Source organism: Amycolatopsis sp. Hca4, from assembly GCF_013364075.1.
Taxonomy (GTDB): domain Bacteria; phylum Actinomycetota; class Actinomycetes; order Mycobacteriales; family Pseudonocardiaceae; genus Amycolatopsis.
Genome location: NZ_CP054925.1, coordinates 4,028,916 through 4,053,857 on the forward strand (window position 1 = coordinate 4,028,916; position 24,942 = coordinate 4,053,857).

28 protein-coding genes are annotated in these 24,942 nt (G+C 72.2%); 17 read left to right on the forward strand and 11 right to left on the reverse strand.

The window, feature by feature from the left end:
- Window positions 1–2: 2 nt before the first annotated feature.
- Both HUT10_RS17430 and HUT10_RS17435 read right to left on the reverse strand, forming a co-directional pair.
- A complete protein-coding gene (locus HUT10_RS17430; RefSeq protein ID WP_003103060.1) occupies window positions 3–341 on the reverse strand; it encodes a P-II family nitrogen regulator in 339 nt (112 codons plus the stop codon).
- A complete protein-coding gene (locus HUT10_RS17435) occupies window positions 338–1,723 on the reverse strand; it encodes an ammonium transporter (RefSeq protein ID WP_176172180.1) in 1,386 nt (461 codons plus the stop codon). The genes HUT10_RS17430 and HUT10_RS17435 overlap by 4 nt, the downstream gene beginning before the upstream one ends.
- Window positions 1,724–1,897: 174 nt before the next feature.
- Between HUT10_RS17435 and HUT10_RS17440 the strand changes: the two genes are divergently transcribed.
- Window positions 1,898–2,761, forward strand: coding sequence for a putative RNA methyltransferase (locus tag HUT10_RS17440; protein WP_368660762.1), 864 nt, complete (start codon window positions 1,898–1,900; stop codon window positions 2,759–2,761).
- Window positions 2,762–2,765: 4 nt separating this feature from the next.
- Entirely contained in the window at window positions 2,766–3,392 is a 627-nt protein-coding gene (locus tag HUT10_RS17445; RefSeq protein WP_176172182.1) for a (2Fe-2S)-binding protein, read from the forward strand.
- On the opposite strand, the gene HUT10_RS17450 is transcribed toward HUT10_RS17445, so the two are convergent.
- Complete coding sequence (locus tag HUT10_RS17450) at window positions 3,389–4,243, reverse strand: sigma-70 family RNA polymerase sigma factor (protein ID WP_176172183.1); 855 nt, start codon at window positions 4,241–4,243, stop codon at window positions 3,389–3,391. The two genes, HUT10_RS17445 and HUT10_RS17450, sit on opposite strands and share 4 nt — an antisense overlap.
- An 83-nt stretch (window positions 4,244–4,326) precedes the next feature.
- The gene (locus tag HUT10_RS17455; protein ID WP_176177871.1) at window positions 4,327–5,232 is read right to left on the reverse strand and encodes a LysR family transcriptional regulator; all 906 of its coding nucleotides are present in this window, start codon (window positions 5,230–5,232) and stop codon (window positions 4,327–4,329) included.
- Window positions 5,233–5,303: 71 nt separating this feature from the next.
- Between HUT10_RS17455 and HUT10_RS17460 the strand changes: the two genes are divergently transcribed.
- A complete protein-coding gene (locus HUT10_RS17460) occupies window positions 5,304–6,125 on the forward strand; it encodes an SDR family NAD(P)-dependent oxidoreductase (RefSeq protein ID WP_176172184.1) in 822 nt (273 codons plus the stop codon).
- A gap of 4 nt (window positions 6,126–6,129) precedes the next feature.
- Here the strand turns inward: HUT10_RS17460 and HUT10_RS17465 are convergent, their stop codons facing one another.
- Entirely contained in the window at window positions 6,130–6,567 is a 438-nt protein-coding gene (locus tag HUT10_RS17465) for a VOC family protein (RefSeq protein WP_176172185.1), read from the reverse strand.
- Window positions 6,568–6,641: 74 nt separating this feature from the next.
- Here HUT10_RS17465 and HUT10_RS17470 point away from each other — a divergent pair, with 74 nt between their 5' ends.
- The 7 genes from HUT10_RS17470 (at window position 6,642) to HUT10_RS17500 (ending at window position 11,524) form a co-directional block, all read left to right on the forward strand.
- On the forward strand, window positions 6,642–7,928 hold the full coding sequence (locus HUT10_RS17470; RefSeq protein ID WP_176172186.1) for an O-acetylhomoserine aminocarboxypropyltransferase/cysteine synthase family protein: 1,287 nt from the start codon (window positions 6,642–6,644) through the stop codon (window positions 7,926–7,928).
- Window positions 7,925–8,401, forward strand: a complete 477-nt coding sequence (locus tag HUT10_RS17475; protein WP_176172187.1) for a CoA-binding protein — start codon at window positions 7,925–7,927, stop codon at window positions 8,399–8,401. Before HUT10_RS17470 ends, HUT10_RS17475 begins: the two co-directional genes overlap by 4 nt.
- 35 nt (window positions 8,402–8,436) lie before the next feature.
- A complete protein-coding gene (locus HUT10_RS17480; RefSeq protein ID WP_176172188.1) occupies window positions 8,437–9,186 on the forward strand; it encodes an MBL fold metallo-hydrolase in 750 nt (249 codons plus the stop codon).
- 23 nt (window positions 9,187–9,209) lie between these two features.
- Window positions 9,210–9,383 carry a hypothetical protein gene (locus HUT10_RS17485; protein ID WP_176172189.1) on the forward strand — a complete coding sequence of 58 codons (174 nt, stop codon included), beginning with the start codon at window positions 9,210–9,212 and terminating at the stop codon, window positions 9,381–9,383.
- A 9-nt stretch (window positions 9,384–9,392) separates the two neighbouring features.
- A complete protein-coding gene (locus HUT10_RS17490) occupies window positions 9,393–10,415 on the forward strand; it encodes a restriction endonuclease (RefSeq protein ID WP_176172190.1) in 1,023 nt (340 codons plus the stop codon).
- 129 nt (window positions 10,416–10,544) lie between these two features.
- The gene (locus HUT10_RS17495) at window positions 10,545–11,069 is read left to right on the forward strand and encodes an RNA polymerase sigma factor (protein ID WP_176172191.1); all 525 of its coding nucleotides are present in this window, start codon (window positions 10,545–10,547) and stop codon (window positions 11,067–11,069) included.
- Entirely contained in the window at window positions 11,066–11,524 is a 459-nt protein-coding gene (locus HUT10_RS17500; RefSeq protein ID WP_176172192.1) for a hypothetical protein, read from the forward strand. The genes HUT10_RS17495 and HUT10_RS17500 overlap by 4 nt, the downstream gene beginning before the upstream one ends.
- A gap of 80 nt (window positions 11,525–11,604) precedes the next feature.
- Here the strand turns inward: HUT10_RS17500 and alc are convergent, their stop codons facing one another.
- Entirely contained in the window at window positions 11,605–12,606 is a 1,002-nt protein-coding gene (gene alc, locus HUT10_RS17505) for an allantoicase (RefSeq protein ID WP_176172193.1), read from the reverse strand.
- 12 nt (window positions 12,607–12,618) lie between these two features.
- Entirely contained in the window at window positions 12,619–13,947 is a 1,329-nt protein-coding gene (gene allB, locus HUT10_RS17510) for an allantoinase AllB (protein WP_176172194.1), read from the reverse strand.
- A gap of 129 nt (window positions 13,948–14,076) precedes the next feature.
- Here allB and HUT10_RS17515 point away from each other — a divergent pair, with 129 nt between their 5' ends.
- The 6 genes from HUT10_RS17515 to HUT10_RS17540 all read left to right on the forward strand — a co-directional run bounded on the left by HUT10_RS17515 (window position 14,077) and on the right by HUT10_RS17540 (window position 18,536).
- Window positions 14,077–14,553: a helix-turn-helix domain-containing protein gene (locus tag HUT10_RS17515; protein WP_176172195.1), complete on the forward strand. Its 477-nt coding sequence runs from the start codon at window positions 14,077–14,079 to the stop codon at window positions 14,551–14,553.
- A 55-nt stretch (window positions 14,554–14,608) separates the two neighbouring features.
- A complete protein-coding gene (gene uraD / locus HUT10_RS17520; protein ID WP_176172196.1) occupies window positions 14,609–15,067 on the forward strand; it encodes a 2-oxo-4-hydroxy-4-carboxy-5-ureidoimidazoline decarboxylase in 459 nt (152 codons plus the stop codon).
- Window positions 15,064–15,381, forward strand: a complete 318-nt coding sequence (uraH, locus tag HUT10_RS17525) for a hydroxyisourate hydrolase (protein ID WP_176172197.1) — start codon at window positions 15,064–15,066, stop codon at window positions 15,379–15,381. The genes uraD and uraH overlap by 4 nt, the downstream gene beginning before the upstream one ends.
- Before the next feature lie 2 nt (window positions 15,382–15,383).
- Entirely contained in the window at window positions 15,384–16,265 is an 882-nt protein-coding gene (gene pucL / locus HUT10_RS17530; RefSeq protein ID WP_176172198.1) for a factor-independent urate hydroxylase, read from the forward strand.
- Between the two features lie 51 nt (window positions 16,266–16,316).
- Window positions 16,317–16,871, forward strand: a complete 555-nt coding sequence (locus tag HUT10_RS17535) for a TetR/AcrR family transcriptional regulator (protein ID WP_176177872.1) — start codon at window positions 16,317–16,319, stop codon at window positions 16,869–16,871.
- 105 nt (window positions 16,872–16,976) lie between these two features.
- Entirely contained in the window at window positions 16,977–18,536 is a 1,560-nt protein-coding gene (locus HUT10_RS17540; protein ID WP_176172199.1) for a ricin-type beta-trefoil lectin domain protein, read from the forward strand.
- Here the strand turns inward: HUT10_RS17540 and pucD are convergent.
- Genes pucD through HUT10_RS17560 form a run of 4 tightly spaced genes read right to left on the reverse strand, consistent with a single transcriptional unit; the run spans window position 18,523 to window position 23,448 of the window.
- Window positions 18,523–20,784 (reverse strand): xanthine dehydrogenase subunit D, encoded by a 2,262-nt coding sequence (pucD, locus tag HUT10_RS17545; protein ID WP_176172200.1) that lies wholly within the window; start codon window positions 20,782–20,784, stop codon window positions 18,523–18,525. The two genes, HUT10_RS17540 and pucD, sit on opposite strands and share 14 nt — an antisense overlap.
- Window positions 20,781–22,121 (reverse strand): 8-oxoguanine deaminase, encoded by a 1,341-nt coding sequence (locus HUT10_RS17550; RefSeq protein ID WP_176172201.1) that lies wholly within the window; start codon window positions 22,119–22,121, stop codon window positions 20,781–20,783. The genes pucD and HUT10_RS17550 overlap by 4 nt, the downstream gene beginning before the upstream one ends.
- Window positions 22,118–22,585: a (2Fe-2S)-binding protein gene (locus tag HUT10_RS17555; RefSeq protein WP_176172202.1), complete on the reverse strand. Its 468-nt coding sequence runs from the start codon at window positions 22,583–22,585 to the stop codon at window positions 22,118–22,120. The genes HUT10_RS17550 and HUT10_RS17555 overlap by 4 nt, the downstream gene beginning before the upstream one ends.
- The gene (locus tag HUT10_RS17560) at window positions 22,576–23,448 is read right to left on the reverse strand and encodes a xanthine dehydrogenase family protein subunit M (protein ID WP_176172203.1); all 873 of its coding nucleotides are present in this window, start codon (window positions 23,446–23,448) and stop codon (window positions 22,576–22,578) included. The genes HUT10_RS17555 and HUT10_RS17560 overlap by 10 nt, the downstream gene beginning before the upstream one ends.
- Window positions 23,449–23,570: 122 nt before the next feature.
- On the opposite strand from HUT10_RS17560, the gene HUT10_RS17565 reads away from it, so the two are divergent.
- Window positions 23,571–24,890, forward strand: coding sequence for a PucR family transcriptional regulator (locus HUT10_RS17565; RefSeq protein ID WP_176172204.1), 1,320 nt, complete (start codon window positions 23,571–23,573; stop codon window positions 24,888–24,890).
- The last annotated feature ends 52 nt before the right edge of the window (window positions 24,891–24,942 follow it).

Sequence of the window (24,942 nt, forward strand, 5' to 3'; positions counted from 1 at the left end):
CCCTAGAGAGCGTCCGTGCCGCGCTCGCCGGTCCGTACGCGGATCACCGTCTCGACCGGGGTCACCCACACCTTGCCGTCACCGATCTTGCCGGTGTGCGCGGCCGTGGTGATGGCGTCGAGCACCTTCTCCACGTTGGTGTCGTCGGTGACGACCTCGATCTTCAGCTTGGCCACGAAGTCCACCGAGTACTCCGCGCCGCGGTAGACCTCGGTGTGGCCCTTCTGCCTGCCGTAGCCCTGGACCTCGCTGACCGTCATGCCCAGCACGCCCAGCTGCTCCAGCGCGGAGCGGACGTCGTCCAGCGTGAACGGCTTGACAATCGCCGTGATGAGCTTCATGCCTTGCTCTCCTCGAGTTTCGCGGCCGGGGTGGACTTGACCGGAATGGTGTTCGGCGAGCCGAGGCCGCCGCCCGTCCCGGTGAAGTCGTAGGCGCTTTCCGCGTGCTGCGCTTCGTCGATGCCGCTGACCTCGTCCTCGGTGCTGACGCGGAAGCCGCCGGCCTTCTTGATCACGAAGCCGATGATGAAGGACAGCACGAAGGAGTACGCGAGCACCGCACCGGCAGCCGCGGCCTGACGACCCAGCTGGGTGAACCCGCCGCCGTAGAACAGGCCGTCCGCGCCCAGCGAGTTGACGCTCGTGGTGCCGAAGAAGCCGATCAGCAGCGTGCCGACGATACCGCCGACCAGGTGGACGCCGACGACGTCGAGGGAGTCGTCGAAGCCGAACTTGAACTTGAGCGAGATGGCGAGCGCGCAGAGCGCACCGGCGATGAGGCCGATCGCGATGGCCCCGAGCGGGCTCACGAAACCACACGCCGGGGTGATGGCCACCAGGCCGGCGACCGCGCCGGAGGCCGCGCCGAGGGTGGTCGGCTTGCCGAACTTGATCTGCTCGATCAGCAGCCAGCCGAGGACGGCCGCGGCGGTGGCGACGGTGGTGTTGGTGAACGCGACGGCGGCGAGGTCGTTGGCGGCCAGCGCCGAACCGGCGTTGAAGCCGTACCAGCCGAACCACAGCAGCGAGGCGCCGAGGAGCACGAACGGCACGTTGTGCGGACGCCCGGTGTCCTTCGGCCAGCCCTTGCGCTTGCCGAGCACGATCGCCAGCGCGAGACCCGCGGCACCGGCGTTGATGTGGACCGCGGTACCACCGGCGAAGTCGAGTGCCTTGAGGTTGTTGGCGATCCAGCCGCCGACCGCGTTCTCGCCGACGAAGCCGTTGAAGGAGAACACCCAGTGCGCGACCGGGAAGTACACGATCGTCACCCAGATGACGACGAACAGCGTCCAGCCCCAGAACTTCGCGCGGTCGGCGATGGCGCCGGAGATCAGCGCGGGCGTGATGATCGCGAACATCAGCTGGAACATCACGAAGGCGAGCACCGGCAGCGCGTCCGAGCCCGGCCACGCGACGGCGGGCGAGGTGTCGGTGGCGGCGACCGCGAACCCGGCGAGCTTGCCGAAGGTGTTTTCGAGGCCGGCGAAGTGGAAGTTACCGACGAAGCCGCCGAAGGCGTCGTCGCCGAAGGACATCGAGAAGCCGTACAGGGCCCACAGCACCCCCACGACGGCCAACGCGATGAAGTTCATCATCAGCATGTTCAGGACGCTCTTCGCGCGGACCATGCCGCCATAGAAGAACGCCAGTCCTGGGGTCATGAGCATGACCAGCGCGGCGCTGGCCAATACCCACGCGGTGTCTCCTGCGTTCAGCACAATCGTCCTCCCGTGCCCTGGGTTCGTGCGTTGGCAGTTTTGGCTTGCGGTGTTTCACGGGGCGGCGCGTGAGGTTTCACCCGCGTGAACTGTCCGCGCCCGGTTGTTACGGCCAGGTTTCCCGGACACCCTCCTCAGGTGTCCGGTTGCGAAACGTCGTGGTCGAATACCTCCATGACAGCCGCCGGTCACGGGAATGACCCACTGCCACCCCCGGTCGTCGCGGCACTGCGGTGTTCGGTGTGCGGCGACCCGATCGGCGCAGCGGGACGCACGCTGCGTTGCGATAACGGCCACTCTTTCGATCTAGCTCGGCAGGGTTACGTGAACCTGTTGCACGCGCGAATCCCGGCCGGAACGGCGGACACCGCCCCGATGGTCGCGGCCCGTGCCGACTTCCTCGCGTCGGGTGCTTACGCGCCCCTCGCCGACGAGCTGGCCCGCGTCTGCGCGGACGCCGACGGCCTCGTCGTCGACGCGGGAGCGGGCACCGGGTACTACCTCGCCCGGGTGCTCGAGACGGCGGAGGCGTTCGGCCTCGCGCTGGACGTCTCGGCGGTCGCCCTGCGGCGGGCGGCGCGCGCCCACCCGCGGCTGGGCGCGGCGGTGTGGAACCTGTGGGAGCCGTGGCCGGTCGGCGACGGCGTGGCGTCGGTCGTGCTGAACGTCTTCGCCCCGCGCAACGGGCCGGAGTTCCACCGCGTGCTGCGGCCCGGCGGCCTGCTGGTCGTCGCCGCGCCGGCGCCGGACCACCTGCGCGAGCTGGGCGACCTCGTCCTGGCCGTCGACGAGCGCAAGGACGAGCGACTGGACGCCACCCTCGGCGAGTACTTCACGCGCACCGGCCGCACGGCGGTCCGGCGCGAGGTGGAGCTGACGCCGCGGCAGGTGCGCCAGGCGGTCGAGATGGGCCCGGCCGGGTTCCACCTGGACCGCGACGGCCGCCGGGAGCGCCTGGACGCGGTGCGGGAGCCGCAGGTCGTCACGATCTCGTTCACCGTCTCGACGTACCTGCGGCGCCCGGATCTGGAACGGTGAACCGGTGATGCCCGACTGGACCGCGTCCGCGACCCGGCTCGCGGACGCGGAGTGGGTCCGGGCCCGCATCGGCGGCGCGGCGAAGCTGTACGGCTGCGCGCGGCCCGAGGTGCTCGGCACGATCTGGTGGTACTCGCTCTCGTCGGTCCTCGTGGCGCCGGCGATCGAAGGCCTGGTGGCCGGGACGCCGGTCGACCCCTCGCTGGACGCCGTGGAGCTCGACCTCGTGGCCGACGGGCGGTTCCTCGGCGCGCGGTCCACCCGGCGGCTCGACGGCGGCCTCCCGGAGGTGGGCGCCGCCCTCGCCACCGCGCTCGGCACCGCGATCACCACCATCGCCGCGGTCAGCGGGGCCCGGGAGCGGGCGCTCGGGGCGATCGCCACCGACTCGATCGGCAACCGGCTGCTGTGGACACCCGATCCGGAGCGCGCGATGGCGCTCGCCGAGCCCCTGGTCGAAGCGGTCGGACTGGGCCTGCCGAAGCCGCGCTTCGTCCGCGTCGGCCGCACCCCCGCCGTACGCCGTGCTTCGTGCTGCCTGATCTACGAAGTCGGCAACCCCAAGTGCGTCAGCTGCCCGCGTCAGACGCCCGAAGAGCGCGAAGCCCGCCTTCGCGCCGCCCTGGGTTAGAGGATCGCCAGCTCCAGCGCGGCGAGCCGCTCCGGGTCGGCGATGACGTCGATGCCGGTGACGCGGTCGTCGTCGACGCGGAACGCCAGGACGACCGCCGCCCGCCCGTCGCGCACCATGACCAGGCCGGGGACGCCGTCGACCAGGACGAGTTCGCTGGCCCGGGCCCGCTCGGACGCCAGGATCGCGCCGCGGCGCACGCTCTCGACGCCGCGGAGCTCGATCGGCGCCGGGCTCGGGCCGACGAACCGGTCGGCGTGCAGCACGACGTCCGGGTCGAGCAGGGCCAGGAGCGCTTCGAAGTCGCCGCCGCGCGACGCCGCCAGGAACGCTTCGACCACCTTCCGCCGCCGGGGCAGGTCCGCGTCCGCCGCGGTGCCGCCCTGCACCCGGCGGCGCGCCCGGCTGGCGAGCTGCCGGGTGGCGGCCGGGGTCTTGCCGAGCACCGGCGCGATCTCGTCGAACGGCACGGCGAACATGTCGTGCAGCACGAAGGCGACGCGCTCGGCCGGCCCCAGCGCGTCGAGGACGACCAGCAGGGCCAGCCCGACGGTGTCGGCCAGCTCGGCCTCCTGCTCGGGGTCGCGGCGGTCGTCGTCCGGCTCGGGACGGGTGTCCAGGGGCTCCTCGCGGTGGTTGCGGCGCGTGCGCAGCAGGGACAGGCACACCCGGGCGACCACGGTGGTCAGCCAGGCCGGAAGGTTGTCGATCCCGGTCGTGTCGGTGCGGTGGAACCGCAGCCACGCCTCCTGGACGGCGTCGTCGGCTTCGGCCGCCGAGCCCAGCATGCGGTAGGCGAACGCCCGCAGCCGCGGGCGCTCCAGCTCGAACCGCTCGGTCAGCGCGTCCACCGTGTCCTGTTCCTTCCGTTCGCCGGTCGTAGGAGTAGACCCCGTGACGGCCGCCGGTGTGACCGGAACGGACGTGATCTCGGTCATCCGGCCGCGCGGCGCAGGACGTCGGCGAGCAGGGCCGCCGGCTCGGACACCGGACCCGGCAGCCGCGCCAGCACCACCCGCCGCCGCTCGGCCGGGCCGCCGTGCACGTCCAGCACCCGCACCCCCGGCGGCACCGCCTCGGTCAGCGACGCCGGCAGCGTCGTCAGCCCGCAGCCGGCGGCGACCAGGTTCAGCTTCGCCAGCCAGTCGCGGGCCGTGTGGGCGATCTCGGGCCGCTCGTCCAGCCCCGGCCAGACGCCCATCAGCGTCTCCTCCCCCGCCGACGGCCCGGCGATCCAGCGCTGCCCGCGCAGGTCGGCGACGTCGACCGGGCCGGCGCCGGCCAGCGGGTGCCCGGACGGCACGGCGAGGCGGAGGCTGCGCTCGGCCAGCGTCTCCAGGTGCAGCGCCGGTGTCTCGGCGTCCGGCGGGCGGAACGGCGGGACCGAGCCGAGCACGGCGAGGTCGAGCGTGCCCGCCCGCAGCGCCCGGACGAGGACCGGCGTCGTGCCCTCCCGGGTGACGACGGTGACCCCCGCGTGCGTGCGCCGCAGTTCGGCAACGGCGCGGGGCACCAGCACCGCGCCCGCGCTGGGGAACCAGCCGAGGCGGACCGTCCCGGCTTCGGCGGGCAGCCCGGCCAGCTCACGCCCGGCGGCGTCGATCTCGCCGAGCACCGCGATGGCCCGGCGCAGCACGACCGCCCCGGCGGCGGTGAGGCGGACGCCGCCGGGGTGACGCTCCAGCACGGGCGTCCGCGCCACCCGTTCGAGGGACGCGATCTGCCGGGAGACCGCCGACTGCGTGTAGCCCAGCGTCGTCGCGGCCGCGGTCAGCGTGCCGCGCTCGGCGACCTCGCGGAACACGCGCAGGGCGACCAGGGAGACGTCACCGAAGTCCATGACGTTCACGCATACCAGGCTTGCTCGATTCTCGCTTTTCGCATGGCTGCGGCGGACTTAGCGTGGCCGGTATGACACGTATCGCGGTAGTGACCGGGGCCAACCAGGGCCTCGGCTTCGCCCTCGTCCGCGGGCTCGCCGCCCGGCTCGCTCCCGAAGACCTCGTCCTGCTCACCGGCCGCGACGCCGGGCGGGTGGCCGCCGCGGCCGCCGAGGTCGCCGCCGATCCGGCGACGCGCAGCCGGGTCGAAGGGCGCGTCCTCGACGTCTCCGACGCGGCCGCGGTGGCCCGCTTCGCCGAGCCGGCCGACATCGTGCTCTCCAACGCCGTCGGCCCGCTCGACCCCGGCCGCCCGCAGGCCGAGCAGGCCGACGTCTTCCTCGACGTCGCCAACGGCGGCACCCACGCGGTGCTGCGGTCGTTCGGACCGGTCCTGCGGCCGGGCGGGCGGCTGCTCGTCGTGGCCAGCTCGCTGGGCACCCTGGACCACCTGCCCGAGCCGCTGCGGCCGAGCTTCGACGGCGTCTCCCTGGACGACGTCGAGAAGGCGGTCGAGGACTGGCGCGCGGCGATCCACGACGGCACGGCCGCCGCGCAGGGCTGGCCGGAGTGGATCAACATCCCGTCGAAGGTCGCCCAGGTCGCGGCCGTGCGCGCGGTGGCGGCCGAGCGCCGGGACCGCGACCTCGCCGACGGCACCCTGGTCGCGGCGGTCTGCCCGGGCCTGATCGACACGCGGGCGTCCCGGCCGTGGTTCAGCGACTTCAGCCAGGCCCAGACGCCCGACGAGGCCGCGCGGGCGGTGCTGGACCTGGTGTTCGCCGACGTCGATCCGGCGACCTACGGCGAGCTGGTCCGGTTCGGCCGCGTCCTGCCGTGGACGGGGGCCTGACCTGTCAGAGGACGCAGAACTCGTTGCCTTCCGGGTCCGCCAGCACGAAGTGGTCGGGGCGGCCGTCCAGCCGGTGCTCGTGCAGGACGGTCGCGCCCGCGGCGGTCAGCCGGGCGATCGCCTCGACGACCCGCTCCCAGCGCGTCTCCCACGGCACCTCGCGGCCGCCACCGGCCTGGACGTCCAGGTGGACGCGGTTCTTCGCCACCTTCGCCTCGGGGACCTTGAGGAAGCTCAGGCTCGGCAGGACACCCTCCGGATCGGTCAGGTACGCGCCGTCGTCCCACTCCTGCTCGGGGACGCCGTTCTGCTCGAACCACGCTTCCCAGCTCGCGAACCCCGCCGGGGGCGGGCGTTCGATGTAGCCGAGGGCCACCGCCCAGAACCTCGCCAGCGCGCGGGGGTCCGCGCAGTCGATCGTCACGCTCCAGCGCACCGTCACGGGGTGGAGCGTAGCCGCGCCCACGGCCTGGGAGGCGTGTCATCCGGGGGATGCTGCGGTTACCGTGGGCTGCGATGAGTGAACGCAGCTGGGGCTTCCGCACCCGCGCCCTGCACGCGGGCGGTACGCCCGATCCGGCGACCGGGGCGCGGGCCGTGCCGATCTACCAGACCACGAGCTTCGTCTTCGAAGACGCCGCCGACGCCGCGAACCTCTTCGCGCTGCAGAAGTACGGCAACATCTACAGCCGGATCGGGAACCCGACCGTCGCCGCCTTCGAGGAGCGGATCGCCAGCCTCGAGGGGGCCATCGGCGGGGTGGCCGCCGCGAGCGGGCAGGCCGCCGAGTTCCTCACCTTCAGCGCGCTCACCGAGGCCGGCGACCACATCGTCTCCGCCGGTGGGCTCTACGGCGGGACCGTCACCCAGCTCACCGGCACGCTCCGGCGCTTCGGCGTCGAGACCACCTTCGTCAGCGGCGGGATCGACGACTACGCCGCCGCGATCACCGACCGGACGCGGCTGCTCTACACCGAGGTGATCGGCAACCCCGGCGGCGGCATCGCCGACCTCGCCGCGCTGGCCGACCTCGCGCACGCCCACGACCTCCCGCTGGTCGTCGACGCGACGCTGGCCACGCCGTACCTGTGCCGCCCGATCGAGCACGGCGCCGACATCGTGCTGCACTCGGCCACGAAGTTCCTCGGCGGGCACGGGACGACGCTCGGCGGGATCGTCGTCGAATCCGGGAAGTTCGACTGGGGCAACGGGAAGTTCCCGCGGATGACCGAGACCGTCGACAGCTACGGCGGCCTGCGCTACTGGGAGAACTTCGGCGAGTACGCGTTCTGCACCCGGCTGCGCGCCGAGCAGCTGCGGGACATCGGCGCGGTGCTGTCGCCGCACTCGGCTTTCCTGCTGCTGCAAGGGGTCGAGACGCTGCCGCAGCGGATGGACGCCCACGTCGCCAACGCCAGGACGGTCGCCGAGCACCTCGAAGCCGACCCGCGCGTGGCCTGGGTGTCCTACGCCGGGCTGCCGTCGCACCCGCACCACGACCTGGCCCGTCGTTATCTGCCGTCCGGGCCGGGCGCGGTGTTCTCCTTCGGCATCGACGGCGGCCGGGCCGCGGGCGAGAAGTTCGTCGAGTCGGTGGAGCTGCTGTCGCACCTGGCGAACGTCGGGGACGCGCGGACGCTCGTCATCCACCCGGCGTCGACCACGCACGCGCAGCTGTCGGAAGAGCAGCTCGCCGCCGCGGGGGTCGGGCCCGACCTGATCCGGCTGTCGGTCGGGCTGGAGGACGTCGAGGACATCCTCTGGGACCTCGACCAGGCGCTGGGCAAGGCGGTGGCCGGATGACCCACGACGTGAGTGCCGTCGAGCGGCGCGCGATCCTGACCAGGACGAAGTCGGTGACGCTGGTCGGCGCGTCGGCCAACCCGGCCCGGCCGAGCTACTTCGTCGCCACCTACCTGCTCTCGTCGACGCGGTACGAGGTCAACTTCGTCAACCCGCGCCTGGACACGTTGTTCGGGAAGCCGGTGTACGCGTCGTTGAAGGACCTCCCGGGCGAGCCGGACCTGGTCAGCGTGTTCCGCAAGCACGACGACCTGCCCCAGGTCGCCGAGGAGGTCATCGACGCCGGCGCCCGGACGCTGTGGCTGCAGCTCGGGTTGTGGCACGAGCCGGTGGCCGACCGGGCGCGCGAAGCGGGGCTGGACGTCGTGATGAACCGGTGCGTGAAGATCGAGCACGCGCGGTTCGCCGGCGGGCTGCACCTGGCCGGGTTCAACACGGGCGTGATCAGCTCGCGGCGGCCGTCGGCGCCGTAGGGAAGAGAACGGCCGTTCCCGCGGTTGCGCACGATATGACTTTGGGGATCACGTTCTCCGGCGGCCCGACCGCCCTCCTGGAACTCGGCGGCGTCCGGCTGCTCACCGACCCGACCTTCGACCCGCCCGGCGACCACCCGAGCGGTGCGCGCGTGCTGGTCAAGACCGAGGATTCGGTGCTGACCGAAGACGCGATCGGCGTGGTGGACGCCGTCCTGCTGTCGCACGACCAGCACCCGGACAACCTGGACGACCGCGGCCGCGCGTACCTGGCGACGGTGCCGTTGACGCTGATCACGCCGAGCGGGGCTTCGCGGCTCGGCGGGACGGCCCATGGGCTGGAGCCGTGGGAGTCGACGCAGGTGGGCCCGCTGACGGTGACGGCGGTGCCGGCGCTGCACGGACCCGAAGGGGCTTCGGCGGTCACCGGAGACGTGACCGGGTTCGTGCTGACCGGCGACGGGCTGCCGACGGTGTACGTGAGCGGGGACAACGCGTCGGTCGACGTGGTGCGGGAGATCGCGGGACGGTTCCGGGTGGACATCGCCGTGCTGTTCGCCGGGGCGGCCCGGACACCGCTGTTCGACGGCGCGCCTCTGACGCTGACCAGCGTCGACGCAGCCGAGGCGGCGAAGGTGCTGGACGCGGCGAAGGTGGTTCCGCTGCACTTCCGCGGCTGGGGACACTTCAGCGAGGGACCGGACGTGCTGCGGGAGGCGTTCGAGGCGGCCGGGCTGGCGGACCGGCTCGTGCTGCTGGAGCCGGGGCAGCACGCGGAAGCCTGACGGCGCCGTGAGAGGGTGGCGGCATGGCCAAGCCGACCCCGCTGCAGTTCCGGAACATCCTCGTCGCCGTCCTCGCGGCGGCGGGTTTCGTCTGGAGCGTCGTGGTCGGGCTGCCCTGGTGGGTGAGCGCCCTCGTCGGCTGTGCCTGTGTGCTGTCGCTCGCCTCCGCCTACCTCAACCGCCCCGGCGCGAACTGACGCTGCGCCATGGCGACGATCTGGGGTGTCCACAACGACCAGCCGCAGCTGGACCTGGTCGGGAACGGGTTCGTCTCGATCGGCTGGGACGACCTCGGTGACCTCTCGGATCTGAAGGACGACCGCGAAGAAGCCAAGGACCGTGTCGCCCGCGGGCTCCCGGACCTGAAACCGGGAGCCGTCCCGGTCACCGCCGGGACGCTGCTGTCGTTCCGGCACCGGATGCAGGTCGGCGACCTGGTGATCTACCCCTACAAACCGGACAGCACCGTCAACTTCGGCCGCATCACGGGTGACTACCACTTCCGGGCCGGCGCCTCCCTCCACGCGAGCCGTCGACCGGTCGAGTGGCTGCGAACCGGCGTTCCCCGGACGACCTTCTCGCAGAGCGCTCGCTACGAGATCGGCTCGGCCGTCACGGTTTTCCAGGTCAAGCGGCACCGGCAGGAGTTCCTCGACTTCCTGCAGGGCCTGCCGGCGTCGGCGGCTTCCGCCGCGGCCGGGGCCGAACCGGAAGCCGCCGCCGACGAAGCGGCCGAGCAGCCGGATGCCGAACGGATCGAGACCTACACCCACGACTTCGTCATCGACACGCTGATGAAGGAGCTGGAAGGCGTCGAATTCGAGCACTTCGTCGCGCACCTGCTCGGCGCGATGGGGTACCGGACGGAAGTGACCAGCCCGTCACGCGACGGCGGCTACGACGTGATCGCGTCGCACGACCCGCTCCTGCTGAAGCCGCCGATCATCAAGGTCCAGTGCAAGCGCACGACCTCGTCGATCGGCCGCCCGGAGGTGCAGCAGCTGACCGGGGCGCTGGCCGCCGGCGGATCCGAACTCGGCCTGTTCGTCACGTTGGGCAGCTACTCCGCCGACGCGCAGCACGAAGAACGGCACCGCCAGAACCTCCGGCTGATCAACGGCAGGCAGCTGGTCAAGCTGATCTTCGAGCACTACGACAAGTTCAGCCTCGAGTACAAGCGGCTTCTTCCGCTGCGGCCGGTCTACGTCGTCGACCGGACCGTGAGCTAGCTGCCCGCGATCACCGGTTCGGTGCAGCGCCACACCCGGCGGGTGCCGCGAGACGGCTCCTGCGACTCGTCATGCACCGCCGTGAACCTTTCGCGTGTCCTCCCCGACTGAACATGGGAAGGAGGGCAGATGAGCGATGAACTGCTGATCGTGCGGTGCCAGCTGGGCGAGCGCGACGCGTTCTCCGAGCTGGTGCACCGCTGGCACGGGACAGTCGAACGCTACGTCCGGCGGATGCTCGCCGGTCCGGACGACGACGTCGTGCAGGAGGTGTGGCTGGCGGTGTTCAAGGGCCTACCCAAACTCCGCCGGCCCGAACGGTTCCCGCCGTGGTTGTTCACCATCGCCCGCCGCGCCGTGACGAACAGGCTGCGTGACGCCTACGGCCAACCCGCGGCCGAGCCCGACGCGTCGGAGGAGCCGTCCGGCCCGGGCGAGGTCGACGCGCTCGCTGACCGGGAGGTGCTCGCCGACGCCTTGGGCGCGCTGCCGGTCCGGGAACGCGAGGTGTTGCTGCTGTTCTACCTCGAGGACCTCCCCCTGGAGGTGTGTGCCCAGATCTGCAGCGTGCCGGTCGGCACGGTGAAGTCGCGGCTCAACCGGGCCCGGAGGCTGCTGCGGGACGAATTGACTCGGAAGGAGTACGAGGCATGACGCCGGAAGAGGTGGTCGAGCAGCTCGAGCAGCCGCTGTCGCTGCGGCGACGGGTGGGTTACGTGATCGTGGCACTGGCGGGGCTGCTGGGCAGCGGCGTGGTCGGGCTGTTGTGGGCCACCGAGCCGGGGCTTCCCCCGCGCACCAAGGTCGCGTTCGCCGTGCTCGTGGCGATCGGGGTGGGCTGGGCGACGTTCGGCACTTGGGCGGTGACGCGCCGGGCCCCGCTGTTCGCCCGCGACCGCGTGGTCGCCGCCTGGCTGGGGATCGTGGCCTGGCTGTTGTTCACTGTCGGCGCGCTGGTCATCACGACCTTGCGGCACCGCGTCGAGCCTGAGCTCCTTCTGGTGGTGCTCGTGCTCGGCGGCGTCGCGGTGGTGGGGCTGCGCGCCGCTCGCCGCAATCGGGCAGCGCTCCTCCGGCGCCGGGAGCAGCTGAGCCGGCGTCCGGAATAGCCGGTGGCACGCCGATCCCGGCGACGCGGGTGAAGCTGGCCGGCGTGTCACCGAACCGGCCAACGTTCACGGACAGAGCGCTAGCGCGTCTTCGCGAACCTCGCCTTCAGGTTCGTCCGGCCCGCCTCCGTGAGCCGGCCGAACAGGCGCAGCCGAGCCAACCCGCCGTCCGGGTAGATGTCGAGGCGGGCCTCCGTCACCTCCGGGCCGTCCGGGAGCGCGAAGCGGTGGCGGGTGTCCGGCTGCAGGCGCGTCTTCGGCAGCAACGGCACCCACTCCCCATACGTCTCGCGGCCGCTCACCGAGGCCCAGCCCGGCGCGTTGCCCTTCAGGTTGCTCGTGTCCAGCTCGACGAACCGGACGATCCCGGCGCCCGCGAGCCGCAGGGTCACCCAGTCGTTGCCGTCGTCGCGGCGGCGGGCCGTCTCCCAGCCCTCCGCCTGGTGGGCGGCCAGGCCCGGCGACAGGATGTTGTTCGGCGACGAGTAGAACCGGTTGCTGCAGCCCGTCACGACCGCGCCGTTCTCCAGCGCCGCCAGGTCGAGCGCGTCCAGGTCGAGCAGCGCCGGGTCCGGGATCGGCGCGCCGTGCACGCGCAGGCGGGCCACTCCCCCGTCCGGGTGCTGCGTCAGCCGGACGTGCGTGTAGCGCCGGGAACCGTTGACCGCGTAGAAGTTCTCCGTGTGGCCCGAAGCCGGGGCGCGGTCGACCAGGACGTCCCACTCGGCCGCCGCCACCTCCGCCGCCGACGGGTAGCCCGGGAGCGACGTCGCCTCGACCGACACGAACGGCGGGTAGTTGCCCTTGAAGAACGCCGTGTCGACGATGACGCCGGTGATCGTGCCGGCCAGGCCGAGCCGGATGATCGCCTGGTCGTCACCCGGTTCGCGGTGGCGGCGGGTCTCCCAGCCGTCGTAGACCTGGCCCTTCGGCCCGAACGTCTCCGCGCGGTGCGCCGGCACCCACGGGTTGACCAGGTTCTCCTTCTCGGCGAACAGCTCGTCGGTCGCCCACATCACCGTGCCGCCGAAGCGGCGGGACGCGAGGTCGGGCAGTTCTGTCCACTCCGGACGGTCGGTCACAGAGCCTCCCTTTCAGCAGTTCCCGCGGGTCAGCAGCGCGCCGCGCGGCTCGTCGCCGGTGATTTCGGTGCCCCGCAGCCAGGTCGAGCGGACGACGCCGGCGAGCGGCCGCCGGTCGTAGGCGCTGACCGGGTTGCGGTGCTTCAGTTTCGCGACGTCGACGACGAACGCCTCCTCCGGCGCGAACACGCAGAAGTCGGCGTCGTAGCCGACCGCCAGGTGCCCCTTGCGGCGCATCCCGGCCTGCGCGGCCGGGCGCTCGGCCATCCACCGCACGACGTCGGTGAGCGCGAAGCCGCGCTGCCGCGCCTGCGTCCAGATCGCCGGCAACCCCAGCTGCAGGCTGGAAATCCCGCCCCACGCCTGGCCGAAGTCGCCGCTGTCGAAGCGCTTCAGCTCCGGCGTGCACGGCGAGTGGTCGCTGACGATCGTGTCGATGACGCCGTCGGCGAGGCCCTGCCAGAGCAGCTCGCGGTTGGCCGCCTCGCGGATCGGCGGGCAGCACTTGAACTGCGTGGCGCCGTCGCGGATCTCCTCGGCGACGAAGCTGAGGTAGTGCGGGCAGGTCTCCGCCGACAGCCGGACGCCGTCGCGGCGGGCCGCGGCGATCAGCGGCAGGGCGTCCGAAGAGGACAGGTGCAGGATGTGGGCCCGCGCGGAATGGCGCCGGGCGGCCTCGATGACGTGCGAGATCGCGAGGTTCTCCGCCTGCCGCGGCCGCGAGTGCAGGAAGTCGACATAGCGACCGCCGTGCGGTTCCGGCGCCGAATCGATCTCGTGGGCGTCTTCGGCGTGGACGATCATCAGCGCGTCGAAGGAACTCAGCTCCCCCAGGGCTTCGTCCAGCCCGGCCGGGTCGAGCGGCGGGAACTCGTCGACGCCGGAGTGCAGCAGGAAGCACTTGAAGCCGAACACCCCGGCGTCGTGCAGGCCGCGCAGATCACCGGCGTTGCCCGGGATCGCGCCACCCCAGAAGCCGACGTCGACGTGCACCCGCCCGGCCGCCGCCTTGCGCTTGACCTCCAGCGCCGCGACGTCGACGGTCGGCGGCAGGCTGTTCAGCGGCATGTCCACGATCGTGGTCACCCCGCCCGCGGCGGCCGCGCGGGTCGCCGTCTCGAAGCCCTCCCACTCGGCGCGGCCGGGGTCGTTGACGTGGACGTGCGTGTCGACCAGCCCCGGCAGCAGCACGACGTCGTCACCGAGGTCGAGGACGCGGTCGCCGGCCAGCGCCGCGCCGGCGGGTTCGACCGCGACGATCCGGCCGCCCTCGACGCCGACGGTCGCCGGGACCTCGCCCTCGGCCGTCACGGCCCGGGCAGCACGCACCACAAGATCCATCCGAAAGCCCTTCTGCGGGAGGATGACCACCGCCGATTTCACAGAACGGAAAGGCGGTTTCGCACAACGACAGTAACCACGGCGCGCGCCGCTCGTCAACGACAGAGGCCACGCGTTACGGTCATCTTCGTGCGGCTTGAAGCGGAGTTCACCAGCGAACCGTTCCTCGGCGAGGGTTCACCGCCCGAGCACGCCGTCGCCGCCCGCGACGCCGCGACGGAAGCCGGGCTGGACACCGATTTCGGCCCGCTCGGCACGCTCGCCCGCGGCGAGGCGAAGGAGCTGCTCGAAGCCCTCCCGGCGATCGCGAAGGCCGCGCTGGAAGGCGGCGCCACGCGGGTCACGCTGCAGCTGCGCCGGGCCGACGACCCGGGCAGCCCGCCCGTCGTCGAACTCAACGACGCGCTGGCCCGGCTGATCGCCGACGTCGAGCGGGAACTGGGCGCCAAGCTGGGCGAACTCGACCGCGCGGGCAAGCAGCGCGCGGTGCGGCTGCTGCGCGAGCGGGGCGCCTTCGGGCTGCGGAAATCCGTCTCGTCGGTGGCCGACGCGCTGGGTGTCACGCGGTTCACCGTCTACAACTACCTCAACCGGGAAGCCGACTGACCAGCGCTTTCAACAAAATGTTGACGGAAGTGCGGCACCGACGTACGGTCAGCCCGTGCTGCTCACCGAGTTCAACACCGCCGACACCTCCGACGTCCGCCCGCTGCTGGCGGAGTGCCTCGCCGTGCCCCGGTGGGCCGACGCCGTGCTGGCCGGGCGCCCGTACGCCGACCTCGACGCGCTGCAGGCCGCGGCCGACCTGCCGCTGAGCAGCGACGAGATCCGGCAGGCAATGGCCGCGCACCCGCGGATCGGCGAGAAACCGGCGGGCGGCTGGGCGAGGTCCGAACAGTCCGGTGTGGACAATTCGGACGCGTTCACCGCGGCGAACGCCGAGTACGAAGCCAAGTTCGGGCACGTCTACCTGGTCTGCGCGAGCGGCCGCAGCGGCGACGAGCTGCTGAAGATCCTGCGCGAACGGCTGGGCAACGACCCGGCGACCGAGCTGGCCATCGCCGGCCGGGAACTGGTGAAGATCGCCTCGCTGCGGCTGGCCAAGGCGGTGACGGCGTGAGCCTGGTGACCACCCACGTCCTCGACACGGCGGCCGGGCGCCCGGCGAAGGGGATCGCCGTCCGCTTCGAGACCGCCGACGGCGAGCCGATCGCCGAGGGCCGCACCGACGACGACGGCCGCATCCGCGACCTCGGCCCGGATTCCCTGGCCCCGGGCGCCTACCGCCTGGTCTTCGACACCGGCGCCTACCTCGGCCCGGACGCGTTCTTCCCGGAAGTGGCGCTGACCTTCCGGATCACCGATCCCGCGGCGCACCACCACGTGCCGCTCCTGCTCAGCCCGTTCGCCTATTCGACCTACCGAGGGAGCTGACCGTGGCCGTCACCCTGGGCCCCAACCAGTACGGCAAGGCGGAGGTCCGCCTGGTCACGGTGCGCCGCGACGGCCCGGTGCACCACCTGAAGGACCTGACGGTCTCGACGTCCCTGCGCGGCGAGCTGGCCGCGACGCACCTGACCGGCGACAACGCCGGCGTGCTGGCGACCGACACGCAGAAGAACACCGTGTACGCCTTCGCGAAGGAGGCGCCGGTCGGCGAGATCGAGGACTTCGGCCTGCGCCTGGCCCGCCACTTCGTCGGCACGCAGGACAACATCACGGGTGCGCGCGTCAAGCTCGACGAGCACGGCTGGGACCGGATCCCGGTCGGCGGCGAGCCGCACGACCACGCGTTCAGCCGGTCCGGCGACGAGCGCCGCACGACGGCGGTGACGGTCCAGGGCGACCGCGCCTGGGTCGTGTCCGGCATCGACGGCCTGACGCTGCTGAAGTCGACGGGCTCGGAGTTCCACGGCTTCCCCCGCGACCAGTACACGACGCTGGCGGAGACGACCGACCGCATCCTGGCCACGGCGGTCACGGCCCGGTGGCGTTACCAGGGCACCGACATCGACTGGGCGGCTTCGCACGGCGAGATCCGGCGGCTGCTGCTGGAGACGTTCGCGACGAAGCACAGCCTTTCGCTGCAGCAGACGCTGTACGCGATGGGCGAAGCGGTGCTCAAGGCGCGCGAAGAGGTCGCCGAAGTGCGGTTGTCGCTGCCGAACAAGCACCACTTCCTGGTCGACCTGAGCCCGTTCGGGCTGAAGAACGACAACGAGGTGTTCTACGCCGCGGACCGGCCGTACGGGCTGATCGAGGGCACCGTCCTGCGGGACGACGCCGAGGACCCGGGCCCGGCCTGGGACATCCACTGAGTTGATAGAACGCTCTATCATCGAGGGGTGGCAGGGACCAAGGAACGCATCATGGCCGCCGGCGCGGAACTCTTCCGGCGCAACGGGTACGCCGGCACCGGCCTGAAGCAGATCGTCACCGAGGCCAACGCGCCCTTCGGGTCCCTCTACCACTTCTTCCCCGGCGGCAAGGAACAGCTCGGAGCCGAGGTCATCCGGACCTCCGGGCTCGCCTACATCGCTCTTTTCGACCTCTTCATCGCCCCGGCCGAGGACCTCGTCAGCGGCATCGAAGCCTTCTTCGCCGCCGGGATCGCCACTCTCCGAGCCACCGACTACGTCGAGGGCTGCCCCATCGCGACCGTCGCGCTCGAGGTCGCCGCCACCAACGAGCCGCTCCGGCAGGCCACCGCCGAGGTCTTCACCGCCTGGATCGACGCCGGGACCGAGAGGTTCGCGAAGTTCGGGCTGTCCCGGGAAGCCGCCCGGACCCTCACCATCACCGCGGTCAACAACCTCGAAGGCGCCTTCGTCCTCTGCCGCTCGTTGCGGGACACCGAAGCCATGGCCGTGGCCGGGGCCGCGACCGTCGACGTGGCTCGACGGCTCGAAAGCGCACAACTTTAGTCGGGAATTGAACACAAGTCACCAACATGGCGCTTGACCGCGCAGCAACCAACAGCGTAATGGTCTAGTCCTCCTGCCTCACACCGTCGTCCGGTTGGAGCCGCCATGCGCCGTGCCGCCGTCGTCACCGCTGTCATCGCCCTCGCCGCCACCCTCGCGACCACGAGCCCCGCCGAAGCCCTCGAGAACGGCCTCGCCCGCACCCCGCCGATGGGCTGGAACACCTGGAACACCTTCGAATGCAACATCAACGAAACCCTCGTCAAGCAGACCACCGACCTGATGGTCAGCTCCGGGCTGCGCGACCGCGGCTACACCTACGTCAACCTCGACGACTGCTGGATGACCTGGTCCCGTGACGGCAGCGGCAACCTCGTCGCCGATCCCGCGAAGTTCCCCAGCGGCCTCAAGGCGCTCGGCGACTACATCCACGCCCGCGGGATGAAGTTCGGGATCTACGAAGACGCCGGCACGATGACCTGCCAGGGCTACCCCGGCAGCCTCGGGCACGAACAGGCCGACGCCACCCTCTTCGCGAGCTGGGGCGTCGACTACCTCAAGTACGACAACTGCCACAACGACAGCAGCACCCAGCAGGACTACGTCCGCCGCTACTCGGCGATGCGCGACGCGCTGCAGGCCACCGGCCGCCCGATCACCTACAGCATCTGCGAATGGGGCTACTTCGACCCCGCGACCTGGGCCGCCGACGTCGGCAACCTGTGGCGCACCACCGGCGACATCACCAACAACTGGGGCAGCATCGACGGCATCTACCGGCAGAACGTCGGGCTCGACGCGGCCGCGAAACCGGGAGCGTGGAACGACCCCGACATGCTCGAGGTCGGCGACGGCATGGACTTCCAGGAGGACCGCGCGCACTTCACGCTCTGGGCGGCGATGGCGGCGCCGCTCATCGCCGGCGCCGACCTGCGCTCCGCGAGCGTCGCCACCTTCTCGACCTACCTCAACCCGGACGTCATCGCCATCGACCAGGACCCGCTGGGCAAGCAGGCGCGGCGGATCGCCACCGGGGACGGGCAGGACGTCCTCGCGAAACCCCTCCAGGACGGTGCCGTCGCCGTGGTGCTGTTCAACGAAAACAGCACCACGAAGACCATCTCGACGACGGCCGCCGCGGCCGGGCTGCCCGCGGCGGCGAGCTACCGGCTGAGCAACCTGTGGTCGAAGCAGCTGACCACCAGCGACGGCACGATCAGCGCGAACGTCCCGTCGCACAGCACGGTCGTCTACCGCGTCAGCCCCGGCTCCGGCACCAGCATCGGCACCACCCAGCCGATCCAGGGCGCGTCGTCGGCACGGTGCATGAACATCGACGACAGTGTCGCCGACATCCGGGACTGCGACGGCGGCAGCCACCAGGCCTGGACGTTCACCAGCGCCGGGGAGCTCAAGGCCGACGGCCGCTGCCTCGACGCCAAGGGCGGCACCAGCGCGTCCGGGACCCAGCTCATCCCCTGGACCTGCCACGGCGGCGCGAACCAGAAGTTCGAGCTCGAAGCCGACGGCTCGATCACCCAGGCCGGGCTGTGCGTCGACGTCACCGGCGGCGACAAGCCCGCCGGCAACGTCAACGGCACCCCGCTCGAACTGTGGACCTGCAACGACGACGCCAACCAGAACTGGTCCCTCAAGTCCCGGTGAGGTGCTCCGGCCGCACCGGGACGCGGGTCAGCGCGAGCCCGGTCGCGGCCCGGATCGCGGCCACGATCGCCGGGGTCGACGAGATCGTCGGCGGCTCCCCCACCCCGCGCAGGCCGTACGGCGCGTTCGGGTCCGGGCGTTCCAGGACGTCGATGCTCATCGGCGGCATGTCCAGCACCGTCGGGATCAGGTAGTCGGTGAAGGAGGGGTTCCGGATCTTCCCGCCGGAGGTCTGGATCTCCTCCATCACCGCGAGCCCGAGCCCCTGCGCCGAGCCGCCCTGGATCTGGCCGAGCACGGCCTGCGGGTTCAGCGCCCGGCCGACGTCCTGGGCGCAGTCCAGCGCGACCACCTTGACCAGGCCCAGCTCGGTGTCGACGTCGACGACCGCCCGGTGCGCGGCGAACGCGTACTGCACGTGCGCGGTCCCCTGCCCGGTCTCCGGGTCCAGTGCCGCCGTCGGCCGGTGCCGCCACTCGACCGTTTCGTCGTAGACGTCGTCGCCGAGGACGTCCACCAGGTCCGCGAGCACCTGGCCGTCGGCCGCGACGAGCTTGCCGCCGACCACGCGCACTTTCGCGTCGAACCGGGACAGCAGCTTGGTCCGCACCGCACCGCAGGCGGCCTGCACCGCGCCGCCGGTGACGTAGGTCTGCCGGGACGCCGATGTCGAGCCGGCGTTGCCGATCGAGGTGTCCATCGGCAGGACCGTCACCTGGTCGACGCCGAGCTCGGTGCGGACGATCTGCTGCATGATCGTCACCAGGCCCTGGCCGACCTCGCAGGCCGCGGTGTGCACGGTCGCGGCCGGCTCGCCGCCGACCAGCTGCAGGCGAACGCGAGCCGTCGAATAGTCGTCGAAGCCCTCGGAGAAGCAGACGTTCTTGATCCCGACGGCGTACCCGATGCCGCGGACGACGCCTTCGCCGTGGGTCGTGTTCGACACCCCGCCCGGCATGTGCCGCAGGTCGAACGGCCGTTCCGGCGGCAGCGGCATCTCCCGGACGCGGGTCAGCAGCTCCGCGACCGGCGCTTCCGCGTCCACGACCTGGCCGGTCGGCATCAGGTCGCCCTCGCGCATGGCGTTGCGGACGCGGATCTCGACCGGGTCGAGACCGCAGGCGTCCGCCAGCTTGTCCATCTGCGATTCGTAACCGAACGCCGCCTGCACCGCGCCGAAGCCGCGCATCGCGCCGCACGGCGGGTTGTTCGTGTAGGTGCCCCAGCAGTCGACCGCCACACTGTCCACTTTGTACGGACCGACGCCGAGCGTGGCCGCGTTCGCGACCACCGCGCCGGTCGAGGACGCGTACGCGCCGCCGTCCAGGAACAACCGGGTCCGCACGTAGACCAGGCGGCCGTCGGAGGTGGCGCCGTGCTCGTAGTACATCTTCGCCGGGTGGCGGTGGACGTGCCCGTAGAAGGACTCTTCGCGGTTGTAGACCATCTTCACCGGCTTGCCGGTGTGCAGGGCCAGCAGGCAGGCGTGCACCTGCATCGACAGGTCCTCGCGGCCGCCGAACGCCCCGCCGACGCCGCCGAGGGTCAGCCGCACCTTCTCGGCGGGCAGGCCCAGCGCGGCGACGATCTGCTGCTGGTCGACGTGCAGCCACTGCGTCGCGACGTACAGGTCGACACCGCCTTCGGTGTCCGGCACGGCGAGCCCGGACTCCGGGCCCAGGAAGGCCTGGTCCTGCATGCCGACCTCGTAGACGCCGGAGACGACGACGTCGGCGGCGAGGTCCTGCGGGCCGCGGCGGATCTTCACGTGCCGGACGACGTTGCCACCTTCATGCAGCGAAGGCCCTTCGCCGGCGACGGCCGCTTCGGAGTCCGTCACCGGCTCCAGTTCCTCGTAGCCGACGACGATCCGCTTCATCGCCCGGCGCGCGGTCTCCGGGTGGTCGGCGGCGACCAGCGCCACCGGTTCGCCCTGGTAGCGCACGACATCGGTGGCGAGCACCGGCTGGTCGGCGTGCTCGAGGCCGTAGCGGTTGACGCCGGGGACGTCCTCGTGCGTCAGCACCGCGTACACGCCGGGCACGGCCAGTGCTTCGGCGATGTCGATCGACGTGATCCGCGCGTACGGGTGCGGGCTGCGCAGCGTCACGCCCCAGACCATGTCCTCGTGCCACAGGTCCGAGGAGTAGGCGAACTCGCCGCGGACCTTCACCGTGCCGTCGGGGCGCTGCGGCGAAGTGCCGACGCCGTTCGCGGTCGCCGTCGTGACGGCGGTGGTGCTGGTCATCTGCCCTCCCTCAACCGGGCGCTCGCGGCGGCCAGCTCGCGGGCGATGGCGGACTCGTCGGCTTCGCGCAGGGTGCCGTCCTCGACGACGGCCTTGCCGCCGACGAACAGGCGGCGCAGCGGCGGCGTGGTGCCGAGCACCAGCGCCGCGACCGGGTCGGTGATGCCGGCGTAGTTGAGCCCGGTCAGGTCCCAGACGGCGAGGTCGGCGAGCTTCCCGGGCTCGATCGACCCGAGGTCGGCCGCCCGGCCGAGGCAGCGGGCGCCGCCCATCGTGCCCATCCACAGCGCTTCGCGCGTGGTCAGCCCGCGCGGGCCGCCGCGCTGGCGGGCCTGCAGCAGCGACTGGTGCAGTTCTTCACCGAGGCCGCCGGATTCGTTGGACGCGGCCCCGTCGGCACCCAGGCCGACCGGGACCCCGGCGTCGAGCAGGTCGCGCACCGGCGCGATGCCGGCGCCGATGCGGCCGTTGGACGTCGGGCAGTGCGCCGAGCCGGTCCCGGTCGCGCCGAACCGGCGGATCGCCTCGGGCGCGAGGTGGATGGTGTGGGCGAGCCAGACGTCGTCGGCGAGCCAGCCGAGCTTGTCGGCGTACTCGGCGGGCGTGCAGCCGACCTCGGCCAGGCACTGCTTCTCCTCGTCGAGGGTCTCGGCGAGGTGGGTGTGCAGGCGGACGCCCTTGCGCCGGGCCAGCTCGGCCGCGCCGGACATCAGCCGTTCGGTGACCGAGAACGGCGAGCACGGGCCCGCGGCGATCTGCAGGTGGGCACCGGCGGAGTCGTCGTGGAAGCGGTCGATCGCCGCTTCGGTGCCGGTCAGCGCGTCCTCGGTCGACTCGACGAGGTTGTCCGGCGGCAGGCCGCCGTCGGACTCGCCGCGGTCCATCGACCCGCGCACGACGTGCAGCCGGACGCCGATCCGCTGCCGGGCCGCGGCCAGCGCGGCGACCTGGTCGCCGCCGTCGCGCGGGAAGACGTAGTGGTGGTCGGCGACGGTGGTGCAGCCGGTGAGCGCCAGCCGCGCCATCCCGGCGGTGCCCGCGGCGTGCGTGATCTCGTCGTCGAGGCGGCCCCAGACCGGGTAGAGCGCGACCAGCCACTCGAAGAGCGTGTGGTCGGCGGCCATCCCGCGGGTGGCCCACTGGTAGAGGTGGTGGTGGGTGTTGATCAGCCCCGGGGTGACCAGGCAGCCTCCGGCCTCGACGCGCTCGTCGAACTCGCCGGTGTACACGCCTTCGCCGACTTCGGAGATCCGGTCGTTCTCGACGACGACGTGCCCGCTCGCGTACTCCTCGCCGCTGACAGTGGCGATGGCCGCGTTCGCGATGAGCGTCCTCACCGGGCACCACCCTTCGCCGCCCCGCGCACCGCGTCGAGGATCTTCTCGTAGCCGGTGCAGCGGCAGAGGTTGCCGGCCAGCGCCTCGCGGATCTCCTCGTCGCTCGGGTCGGGCACGCGGTTCAGCAGGTCGTGCGCGGCGACGACCAGGCCCGGCGTGCAGAACCCGCACTGGACCGCCCCCGCATCCACAAAGGACTGCTGGACCGGGTCGAGGGTGTCGCCGTCGGCCAGCCCCTCGACCGTGCGCACCACCCGGCCCTCGGCCTGCCCGGCCGCGACCAGGCACGCGCACACCGGGACGTCGTCGAGGTAGACCGTGCAGGAGCCGCATTCGCCCTGCTCACAGGCGTTCTTCGAGCCCGGGAGCCCGAGCCGCTCGCGCAGCACGTACAGCAGGCTTTCGCCTTCCCAGACGTCGTCCGCCTGCCGCGGCTCGCCGTTGATCGTGACATTCAGGCGCATGCGCGCTCCCCCGTCCGGTGTTCGTCCCAGGCCCAGGTCAACGTACGCCGCGCAAGTACCCCGAGGGCGTGCTTCCGATACGCGGCGCTCCCCCGGACGTCGTCGATCGGGGCGGCGGCCGCGGCCACCAGCTCGCCGAAGCGGCGTTTCAGGGAGTCCGGGAGCGGCTCGGGGGACGTCCACGGCAGCTCGGCGGCCAGGAAGTCCTCGGCCTCCCGGGCGCGGCGCGGGGTCGGGGCGGCGGAACCGATCGCGGCGCCGACCTGGCCGTTCCGCAGCGACAGCGCGAAGGAGCAGACCGCGATGACCATGGCGTTGCGGGTGCCGACCTTGGCGAACTGCTGCGGCCCGGCGTGCGCGGGCAGGTGGACGGCGGTGATCAGCTCGTCCTCGGCCAGCGCGTGGCGTTTCACGCCGACGTAGAACTCCTCCGCGCGGAGGAGGCGGGTCCCCCGCACGGAGGCCACCTCGACCTGCGCGTCCAGGGCGAGCAGCACCGGGTGGGTGTCCCCGGCGGGCGAGGCGGCGCCCAGGTTGCCGCCGACCGTGCCGCGGTTGCGGATCTGCGGGGACCCGACCGTGCGGGAGGCCATGGCCAGCGCCGGGACGGAATCACCCAGTTCGGTGATGACCCGGGAGTACGGGACGCCGGCGCCGAGCCGGACCGTGCCACCCGAGTGGTCCACAGTGGACCACTCGGCCAGCTCGCCGACCGTGGTCAGGTCCAGCAGGGCCTCGGGACGCCGGTGGTCGAAGTTCAGCTCGACCATCACGTCGGTGCCACCGGCGATCGGCACCGCGCCGGGCCGCTCGGCCTTGAGCGCCAGTGCCTCGGCGAGCGTCGTGGGACGCAGGAACTCCACTCGTTGCTCCTTCGTGGGGGCGATAGACCAGTAGACGACGGATCACGGCCGGGCGGCAACGGCGCCACGCATGAAACGCACAGCAGCGGACGCGGTGGCCTTTGTGCTTTCCTACAAGCCTCATGACGACGGTGAAAACTCTGCTGGGCCTGCCCGGACTGCGGCTGCGCCCGCGGGCCGGCGACGACCTGCTCGACCGGCCGGTGACGCGCATCTACGTCACGGAGCTGTCCGACCCCGGACGGTACCTGTCGGCCGGTGAGCTGGTGCTTTCCGGCCTGCTCTGGTGGCACGAGCCGGGCGACGCCGAGCCGTTCGTGGCCGCGCTGGCCCGCTCGGGCGCGGCGGCGCTGGCCGCGTCCGGCGCCGACTCGGGCGGGATACCGGACGACGTCGTCGACGCCTGCGTCCGGCACCGGATCCCGCTGCTCGAAGTGCCCGCCGACCTGTCGTTCTCGGTGATCACCGAGCAGGTGGTGCTGGCGCTGGCCGCCGCGTCCGACAGCGCGCGCAAACGTTTGCAGGCGGCGGCCGAGGCACCGGTCGAGACGCTCGTGGAGCGCGCCTCGGCGGAACTCGGGCTGCCCTGCTGGGTGCTGTCGGGCCTGGGCAGGCTGATCGCCGGGACGGCCCCGCTGCCGCTGCCCGCCGAGGACGTCGTCCGCCGGTACGCGGCCCGCGAGCCGGGGCCGCTGACGGTGGTCCCGGTCGAAGGGCGGCACGCGGTGCCGTGGCTGATCGCGGCAGGCGGGCCGCTGAGCACCGCGCAGGCCGAGCTGGCGGAGGAGGTGGCGGGCCTCGTCGGGGTCACGCGGGCGCGAGCCTCCCGGCCGGCCGTGCCGGTGCCCGAGGACGCCTGCGTCGTCGCGCTGCGGACCGAAGGCAGCGACGAGAGCCGGGACGTACTGGGCGAGCTGCTGCCGGAGGCGTTGCTGCTGGACACCGCCGGGGAGACGGCGTACGCGGCCGTGGTGCTGCCGTCCGTGGCCGGGCTGTCCACTGTGGAGCCACTGCTGCGGGCGGAGCGGATCCTGTGCGGGGTCAGCGAGCCGGGCCCGCGCGAGGAGGCCGTGGAGAGCGCGCGGTACGCCGTGCAGGTGGCGGCGCGCCGCCCCGGCCGGGTGGCGGTGGTCCGGGCCGGCGAGGTCGACGTGCACGAGCTGCTGTTGGCCGGGGCACCGGACGGGCTGCGGGCGGCCCTGCGCCGCCGGGTGCTCGGGCCGCTGCTGGCCTACGACGCGGAGCAGCACACGGACCTGGTGCACACGGTCCGCGTGTTCCTGGAGTGCTCGGGTTCGCCGACCCGGGCGGCGAAGGCGTTGCACGTCCACGTCAACACCCTGCGCTACCGGATCGGGCGGGCGGGGGAGCTGCTCGGCGCGGACCTGACGGAGTTCACCGACCAGCTCGACGTCTACCTCGCCCTGCGCGCGGGCGATTGACGCGCCGCTCGCCCGCTCGGCGCAGGGGGAACGCCTTGCACCCCACCGCCCG